This is a genomic window from Fulvivirga sp., from assembly GCF_040220315.1.
Lineage (GTDB): Bacteria > Bacteroidota > Bacteroidia > Cytophagales > Cyclobacteriaceae > Fulvivirga.
Genome location: NZ_JAVJUY010000090.1, coordinates 1 through 2,973 on the forward strand (window position 1 = coordinate 1; position 2,973 = coordinate 2,973).

Genomic DNA, 2,973 nt, shown 5'->3' on the forward strand with positions numbered 1-2,973 from the left:
ACTTTGTCCCTGGTCTAAAAAAACAGCAGCATTATTAATAAGCACATCTATTTTTTCAAAGTCAGTATATAACCCTTTTGAAAAATCGTGAATGCACTCAGGGCTTTCCAAATCCAACCATCTAAACTCAGCATGATATCCAGAATTTATTAATTGATTAGCGAATTTACTGCCAGACTTCTTATCTCTTGCCGCAACAATCACACGATGTCCTAATTGAGCCAATTCTTTCGTTATTTGCTTGCCAATACCACGATTCGCACCAGTCACAATTATTATCTTACTTTCCATAAATCTGAATTTATTAGCTGATTGATTTCACTTTCCCTAAATTATAAAACCATAAACTATAAATGGATTATTAAAACCAAAGTTGCACCTATTGATTCCAAAATAGTAGATTAGCGCATGACTATTTGGGAGGTATTTTTATTATTCGGAACAGGCATAATTGCTGCGTTTTTGAATGTAACTTCTGGTGGCGGTTCACTAATTTCTTTGCCCGTACTTATTTTTTTGGGCCTTCCGTCTACCGTTGCTAATGCATCAAATAGAATAGGCATTATTGGGCAAAACATTTTTGCGGTAGCTGGTTTTCGATCTAAAGGAGTACATGCTTGGCCCTATAGTTTATACATTGCCTTATCTGCATTTGTAGGTGCCATAATTGGAGCCAAAATATCTACTGACATCAGCGATGATATTTTTCAAAGAATTATTGCCATAATCATGGTGGGTGTGGTGTTACTTACAGTTTTTAAGCCCATTAAAACAGAAGTAGATGAGCATGAGAAAATGAGTAAGAAGTCGATGGCCATTGGTATTGTTACTTTCTTCTTTATTGGTATTTATGGCGGCTTTATCCAGGCAGGTGTAGGTTTTTTAATGGTAGCCGCACTCACTACAATCAATGGTTTTAGTCTTGTTAAAACTAACAGTGCCAAAGTATTTGTGGCCTTAATTTATAGTTTGTCAGCAGTGGCTGTATTTATTTATGAAGATGTCATCAACTGGACTTACGGGTTAACTCTCGCTGCCGGTAATGCTATTGGTGGCTGGTTAACAAGCCGCTGGTCTGTTAAAAAAAGTGACAAATGGATAAAAAGAATACTAGTAATTACCGTAACCGCATTGGCCATTAAGCTATGGTTTTATTAATTTAAGCCTCTATGAAAATTATTAAAGAGTTTAGAGAGTTTGCCATTAAGGGCAATATGTTCGATATGGCTATCGGTATTATAATCGGTGTAGCCTTTAATAAAATAGTTTCTTCACTTGTTAATGATATTATCACACCTGTATTCGGACTTGTTTTGGGCAAGGTTAATTTTCAAAATCTGAAGCTTGTTATACAGGAAGAAATAAAAACTACTGCTGGCGAAATAGAGCAGGAGCTAATAACCCTCAACTATGGCGTGTTTCTTCAGTCGGTATTAGACTTTTTAATTATTGCCATGACAGTTTTTCTAATTGTAAAAGGCATAAATAAATTGCGAGCAAGAGCTGATAACGAAAAAGATAACACCGTTCCAACACCTAAAGACATACAACTCTTATCTGAAATAAGAGACCTTTTAAAAAATCAGAAATAGCTCAAATTTGTTAGATTTTGGTCTTTTTTAAACAATTATCAACTGACTTGTGTTGATAATGCATGAAACCTAAAACATTAGAACAAATCGGATTAAAGTGGGGATTGATCGTTTTTGCATTACTCTCTGCGTATTTTTTTGCATTACAATTACTCGGGTACATCCATGTTATTGAGCTCAGGTTTTTCAATGGAGTGATCATGTATTTTGGTATTTACAAAGCCATTAAAGAATATAAGAAATCAGATAATGATTTCAACTATTTTCAAGGATTAGGCACAGGCATTATTACTGCATTTGTGGCCTCATTGGTATTCTCCATATTTGGTTTTTTATATCTCACTGTGATCAATCCGGCATTTATGGATTCGATAAAATTAAATGAACCTTTCGGCCTATACATAAATAAATATGGTGCAGTAATTCAAATTTTTATCGAAGGTTTGGCATCCGGTTGTTTAATGAGTTACGCGAATATGCAACTACTCAAAAAATCGCATCTGGCCGAGGCTTAAGAAAACTAATGATTAAATTACATGTGATTAAACCATCGGATGGAATTCAGATGGTTTTTTTACGAAAATCTAATAAAAACTACCTATCTGTAGAAACAATAAATTCAATTTGATTTGAACAAACATCCTTACTGAGTTTTAAACCTTAGCAAGTCTATGCGTGCATTCTTAATTGTTGGTTTTCTCTTGACTATGACTATTCTATTGTCATGCCAATAGTTTAACAGTGTTGCATTAAAACTCATTTATTGGGGAATTTTCTCTACACTTTTCCAATATATCACCCTCAAAAGCCTTCAGGAGAACAGGAATAGTATTTGTACCTGTATAGGTAGTTAATTATTGAATTAAAAAAAGAATATAAAGACTATGGAATTATTATTAGACGGTAAATGGAAAGAAGTAAAAGGTAAGCTCAAAAAAAAGTACGGTGAGCTAACTGATGACGATTTAACCTACCAAAAAGGTATGGAAGATGAGTTATTTGGTAGAATAGAAAAGCGAATCGGTAAATCTAAAACAGATATCAGAAGAGAAGTTGAATCATTAATCAACATGTAAAATTGATAATTTTTTCAAATAAGGCATCCGCTAGATAGCGGATGCCTTATTTTATCCCTTCGGTTTCAAGGGTCTTACCTCAATATCTACATGATGGTAGTTGGCATTTGATTCCAGACAGTGAATAATAGTACCTGCAATGTCTTCAGGTTGCATCATATTTTCATTCGCTGTGACAGATTCAATAGAATCAAAGAAATTAGTTTGCACCGACCCTGGGTAAAAACAAGTAACCTTTACACCGTCATTTCTTACCTCCTTATATAGAGCGTGCGAAAAACATATAACAGCAAATTTTGTAGCAC

6 protein-coding genes are annotated in these 2,973 nt (G+C 34.3%); 4 read left to right on the forward strand and 2 right to left on the reverse strand.

All coding sequences use genetic code 11. The features are described from left to right. On the reverse strand, nucleotides 1-291 hold a 291-nt coding region (locus tag RLO81_RS03980), incomplete at its 3' end, for an SDR family NAD(P)-dependent oxidoreductase (RefSeq protein ID WP_350107557.1). Between the two features lie 117 nt (nucleotides 292-408). Here RLO81_RS03980 and RLO81_RS03985 point away from each other — a divergent pair. The 4 genes from RLO81_RS03985 to RLO81_RS04000 all read left to right on the forward strand — a co-directional run bounded on the left by RLO81_RS03985 (nucleotide 409) and on the right by RLO81_RS04000 (nucleotide 2,668). Then, on the forward strand, nucleotides 409-1,158 hold the full coding sequence (locus RLO81_RS03985; RefSeq protein ID WP_350107560.1) for a sulfite exporter TauE/SafE family protein: 750 nt from the start codon (nucleotides 409-411) through the stop codon (nucleotides 1,156-1,158). Between the two features lie 11 nt (nucleotides 1,159-1,169). Continuing rightward, nucleotides 1,170-1,592, forward strand: a complete 423-nt coding sequence (gene mscL / locus RLO81_RS03990; RefSeq protein ID WP_350107563.1) for a large-conductance mechanosensitive channel protein MscL — start codon at nucleotides 1,170-1,172, stop codon at nucleotides 1,590-1,592. A 62-nt stretch (nucleotides 1,593-1,654) separates the two neighbouring features. Continuing rightward, nucleotides 1,655-2,107 (forward strand): DUF4199 domain-containing protein, encoded by a 453-nt coding sequence (locus tag RLO81_RS03995; protein ID WP_350107566.1) that lies wholly within the window; start codon nucleotides 1,655-1,657, stop codon nucleotides 2,105-2,107. A gap of 369 nt (nucleotides 2,108-2,476) precedes the next feature. Further along, complete coding sequence (locus tag RLO81_RS04000; RefSeq protein ID WP_350107568.1) at nucleotides 2,477-2,668, forward strand: CsbD family protein; 192 nt, start codon at nucleotides 2,477-2,479, stop codon at nucleotides 2,666-2,668. A 51-nt stretch (nucleotides 2,669-2,719) separates the two neighbouring features. On the opposite strand, the gene RLO81_RS04005 is transcribed toward RLO81_RS04000, so the two are convergent. Further along, the coding region (locus RLO81_RS04005) for an SDR family oxidoreductase (protein ID WP_350107570.1) at nucleotides 2,720-2,973 on the reverse strand (254 nt) is incomplete at its 5' end.